At 43.2% G+C, this 5,584-nt stretch carries 4 protein-coding genes; 1 reads left to right on the plus strand and 3 read right to left on the minus strand.

The genetic code is table 11. The annotated features are described in order from the left end of the window. From AC3DOM_RS14405 to AC3DOM_RS14415, 3 genes are all read right to left on the minus strand, one after another. Positions 1-1,460: hypothetical protein (locus AC3DOM_RS14405; protein WP_487919743.1), on the minus strand; the 1,460-nt coding region annotated here is incomplete at its 3' end. Between the two features lie 32 nt (positions 1,461-1,492). Continuing rightward, complete coding sequence (locus AC3DOM_RS14410) at positions 1,493-2,974, minus strand: hypothetical protein (RefSeq protein WP_487919744.1); 1,482 nt, start codon at positions 2,972-2,974, stop codon at positions 1,493-1,495. Between the two features lie 85 nt (positions 2,975-3,059). Further along, positions 3,060-4,268 carry a sigma-70 family RNA polymerase sigma factor gene (locus AC3DOM_RS14415; protein WP_487919745.1) on the minus strand — a complete coding sequence of 403 codons (1,209 nt, stop codon included), beginning with the start codon at positions 4,266-4,268 and terminating at the stop codon, positions 3,060-3,062. A gap of 672 nt (positions 4,269-4,940) precedes the next feature. Between AC3DOM_RS14415 and AC3DOM_RS14420 the strand changes: the two genes are divergently transcribed. Next, the coding region (locus AC3DOM_RS14420) for a class I SAM-dependent methyltransferase (RefSeq protein ID WP_487919746.1) at positions 4,941-5,584 on the plus strand (644 nt) is incomplete at its 3' end.

Here is a 5,584-nt window from a genome sequence, read left to right on the forward strand (position 1 = left end):
CCTAGAATCCAACCAGTAAATGGAAAAGCTGCAAATAATATCAAAAAAATACTGGACAAAAGATACCAGTAAAAAGGGCCCTCCCTCAACTTAGGGAGGGCCATAAATCCTGTAAAAATAATTATGATAATGGGGATTATTCTAATATACTGGAAAGTATCATAAAGATTGCTTTCAGGTATAACATCAAAAAACATTAATACCCCAGGGTTTAAACCATAAAAAACATCGCTCACAATGTTTGTATATCGCTCAATTTGATATGTTGTACTTGCAAGTTTTCCGTCATAAGCCCCACTAACTTCCCCTGTGGGATCAGAAAAACGAATTACTGCATACGGAAGCATTAGCATTACGAAAAGTAGCATTATTTGCACCAGGCCACGCCCATTTAATTTTTTTGAAATAGTGGCAAGAAATCCAATCCCTAACGCAATTGCACATGAAAAAAATAGTATTACCGGATGAGTTAATGCAATACTGAAACCACTCAATAAAAAGAGTAATAAATTTCTTCTTGATGGGATGTGAATAAAATTCAGAAGAAACACAAAAAACACTGGCGCAAGAAGAAAAACCGCAGTGACTTTATCCTCCGCCAAATTTTGATAGAACCACATCCCAACGGGGAATGCCTCTCCCAACATCCAAGTATACAAAGACACTTGAATGAGTACAGCAAAACCAGCAGCCTTACGCGAAAAGCCTAATGTTCGCGCAAACCAATATGATGTAATTATGGCAAATGCCACCAGATAAAGTTCAAGATAATTACTTAATAATAAAAGCCCAGGCAACCCACTTAATTCTGCAAGCAATGCTTGTCCCATTGGATACATTGCCAGCCAAAATCTCATATGCTCAATAGCATTGACTTCATGAATTAAATTTTTAAACCCCAATTCTATTGAGTATTGCCAGTTTGTTAGATATGCAAGATAAGACAAATCGTCAATAAAAAATAACTGATCATGTAATGTCATAAGGATGGCTAAAAGGAAAGCCAGCATCAAGGGAGGATTTTTAATAACGCTGGAAAACAAACTTTGGACTATTTCCATGTCCAAAATATTGCTTGGTTTGGAGCATGCCAAAAGAAAAATTTCGAGCAATCCTATCAAAGCAAAAGAGAATTTCACGACGGTAAAAGATAATCCTAAAATTCGCCCAACTAATCCAATAACCGCAATAATGAGTACAGAGAGTGTAAATCCAATGGGCAAGATATCCTTCACATCTACTACATCATCCTTTGTCAAAAGGATATAAAGCAAGATTCCAGGGATGATAAATAATGCAATTGCCACCCCAAGTTTGATCATGTCTAGCAGAAAGACTAAAATAATATTCCCTTGAAACAATAACTCTTTTCCCCAAGGGATCATCCACCCCAAAATCCATATCAACCCAGCAATAATAAATATTTTTTTTTCTGTCAGAGAAATTAGTAAGGGTTTCATAATTACAATTTTATCCAAAATAAAAAATCCAATTATTTCCCATAAATTACAGCCAACTCATCTTCATAATATAGCTCCCACCCATACTGCGATAGCTCCCGGATAACAGGCCAGCTTGGCTCAAGCAGGATGAGTTTTATATCCCACTCGTCAAGGATTTGTTGCGCCGCTTCGCCCCCACCTGCAACCTGCCACCATTGACCGATGATTTCGTCACCGTAAAGATCGGCGCGCCCATCGATGAAGACCGGGTATTCACGCAGGGTCCAGATTAAATATCCACCCCAATTATAGGAATTGAATAGCGTGCCTTGGGGTCGATCTTCCTCAATCCAGCGGATGGCGGCGTGAGGGTAACTTTCGTCTATTTTGGCGGGACGGGTTAGGATGTATAAATTCCCTAATGCGACGACGACGATCAGGATAATAATCAATCGATTGATCATTCGGGTTATTTTAAACGGTAGCTCTTGAGAGGCAGAGGATGCTCTTAAACGCTGAGCACGCATCCCTGCGGGTGATACGGTCCAATTCTTCCAGGTAAGGGCAAGGTGATGACTCATCACCGGAAGGAGAACTATCGCATAGGGGGCAATATTCCTCTGGGAATAAAAGGTCATATAGGCAAAGCCTAAAACCTTGAGCAGATCGCTAAAATCAATCTTTTTCCCAGAATTGCCTAAACCCAAAATAAAGAGAAAGAGCAACCAAAGCATGGGATGGAAGCTGATCTGGTGAAAATCCGGAGAGTGCCACTCTTGAATTGCAGCAAGTGATACGTCCACGGTATGAAATGGGAGACGCCAGAGCTCAAACCCGTTGGGATTAAGCAGGACAGCAAATATGGCAAGTATTGTGAAGATAAAGAGTTTCTTTAGCGTCCTTGCAGGGAGAAAATCGGTCTTTTCTTTTTGATCGCCAAACCAATGATTCAGTACTTCCCCTGCAAAGGTGGCGATAAGAAGAAGAATCCCCCAGATATAGCCGCCGTGTAAATTTGCCCAGAATGCAAAGAGAGGGATTAGCCACCAAATGGGGAACAAAGGGGTCCCCTTTTTTAGAGAATAAAGCCAATAATTAAGTAATGCTAGAAGAAGGAAAGAAAAAAGCTGTGGTCGAGGCGTCAAAATAGGAGCAGCGGTTAGCGCAGCCAGGATGAGAAGTAGGGCGCGCAAAAAGGCAGGGCCTTGCATTTGTTTGAGGACGATCCCAAATATGGCAACTGTCATTAACGCCACAAAACCACCCAAAGCAAAATATCCACCCATCTTGAAAATAAGGTAGGTCAATATATCTGAAAGCCAAAAGGCATTCACCCATGGAGAACCGTAACGTGTATAGGAGAAAATATCTTCGAGAAGGATGCGTCCCTGCATGACCATTTCTTCGCCGGATCGCAGATGCCACCACATATCGGCATCGACAGGGGTGCGTGTGGCTATAATGAATATCAGCAATAATGCAATACTCAATATCAGTTTATCGAATTGGGAGGATGTGGCTTTTTCGGACAATATCTTCTCCTCTCTGAGTGCATAATTGTATCTTAATAGCAACATCCCCGCTCGGCAGGAGCGGGGATGTTTTTTGTATTATTTCTTAGTCACCTAAATAATCACGCAACTTCCGTCGTACGGAGGGGTGTCGCAGGCGACTGAGCGCCTGTGCTTCGATCTGGCGAACACGTTCGCGGGTCACACCCATTTTACGACCGACTTCTTCGAGGGTATATGCCTGCCCGTCAAGAATACCGTAGCGCAATTGCAAAATACGGACCTCGCGAGGGGGCAGATTATCCATCACTTCGACGAGGTGATCCTGCAAAAGGTGATGCGTGGCGGTATCGTCGGGAGGTGGGGAATCTTCATCTTCGATGAAATCTCCCAAAACGGAATCCTCTTCATTATCCGTGGGAGTTTCGAGCGAGAGCGGGCGTCGCGCAACCTGGATCATATTCTCCACTTTTTTCGGAGGAACTTCCAAAGCCTCTGCCAATTCCTCGACCTTGGGAGCACGTCCCAGTTTTTGAGTAAGTTGATGTTGAACACGGAGCAATTTGTTGATCTGATCACCCATATGAACAGGCACACGAATGGTACGCCCCTGATCAGCGATGGCGCGAGTCACAGCCTGCCGAATCCACCAGGTGGCGTAGGTACTGAATTTATGACCGCGTCTATAATCAAATTTCTTCGTTGCGCGGATCAAGCCAATATTGCCTTCCTGGATCAGATCAAGGAATGGAACGCCGCGACCCATATATTTTTTGGCAACACTGATCACCAAACGAGAGTTTGCCGTAATCAGATGTTCACGGGCTGCCCAGCCATCTTCGATCATCCGACGCAATTCTGTCCGCCGCCGACCGCTGACGCTGCCTTTTGCCAGCTCTTCACGAGCCATACGTCCACGCTCTATGCGCTGGGCCAACTCCACCTCCTCTTCTGCAGTGAGGAGCGGTACACGGCTGACCTCTTTCAAATACAAACCGATCGTATCTGATGTATCTATATTGGCCAGATAATCTTCCATCACATTCTGGTCAACTTTTTCTTCAGCAATATCCTCTGTTTCGCCGACTTCACCTTCCGATGGACCAGGTAAAGTGGCATCTTCAATAAAGGGGATCCCTGCACTAAGCAAGGCGGCAAAAGCCTCTTCAAGCTGCGCAACATCTTGCTCGGCAGAGGGGAATATATTTAGAATATCGTCAAAAGTGACAAATCTCTTTTTGCGACCCAACGCTAGCAATTTAATAATCCCAGGGGATGCTTTTTCTTCTACTTCAATTAAATTTTTATCACTCATAAGAATTTAGTAAACACCTTTTCTCGTAAAATTTATGGCATTAAACTTTTTTGCACACAACAAAAAATACCACAATATAATTTGAATCCATTTCAACTAAATAAAAGTGTAGGGTGTATCTAATCCAGCATACTCTTTTTTTGAGTCAAATGCAATACCTTATTTAGATGAAAGTTTTCACTGCTTGAATAATGATTTTTTATCGATTTTCAGATTAAATACCTAAGCTTGAATAAGGCTCAAGGCTGTTTTGCAAAATAATACCAACCGTCCCTTCAGTATATTTGGATATAGGGTCCGCTTCCGCTGGGAGTGAGAAAAACCTTGCTCCGCTTGCCTTCCCGCCCTCGGGAAAAGTCGGAGCGGGCTATCCCCCCGCGTACGGAGGATTTATAGAAGGGGAACAAAAGAAAAGGCACGGGTGCCCTAAGGCAACTGCGCCAATTTACTGAATAACTGTTTAATACTATACAAAATAAGATGAGCAAAGTCAAGCATTGTTACAAATTCTAATCAAACGTTAATATTGTTGATTGAGAAAAAATTCACCTTTTATTTAATAACTTTTTATTGTACACTTCTGGGAGTTTCAACAATGTTATGGAACATCTGACAAAATGTTACCTCGCAACATAATCATCAACATTGAAATCAAAGAATTTAGAGGTCTTAGTGAAAGATATTATTGATATTATCACACGCAGCCAAGCCCCTGAGGCATGGGGAGAAGGTGAAAAAATCGCCTGGGAAAACCCCAATTTCAGCAAACGCATTTTGCGAGAACATCTTTCACAGGAGCATGATGAGGCCAGTCGGAGGTCGGAGCTGATCGATGAGCATGTCCGCTGGATTCACGAGGTTTTGCTCAGGAGGAAGCCAGCCCGCGTGCTTGATCTTTGCTGTGGACCCGGATTCTATACCAGTCGCCTCGCAAGCCTGGGACACACGTGTAGTGGAATCGATTACTCCCCGGCAGCAATCGGTTATGCCCGGCAAGTTGAGGCTGAGAGTGCTCTCGGCTGCTCCTATATCCAGGAAGATATTCGGACCGCTGCATATGGCAAAGATAATGATCTGTTGATGATACTCTTTGGCGAGCTAAATGTTTTCAAAAAAGAAGATACGCAGCAGCTCATCCAAAAGGCATATCAGGCGCTGAAGCCGGGAGGCATACTCCTGCTTGAGCCACATTCTTTTTCTGCCGTGCAGGAGATCGGAGAGCAAGCCCCGTCCTGGTATAGCGAAGAAAGCGGGCTCTTTTCAGAAAAACCGCATATTGTCTTATCAGAAAGTTATTGGGATGCTAAACGCAATAT

The organism is Candidatus Desulfolinea nitratireducens, assembly GCF_982879505.1.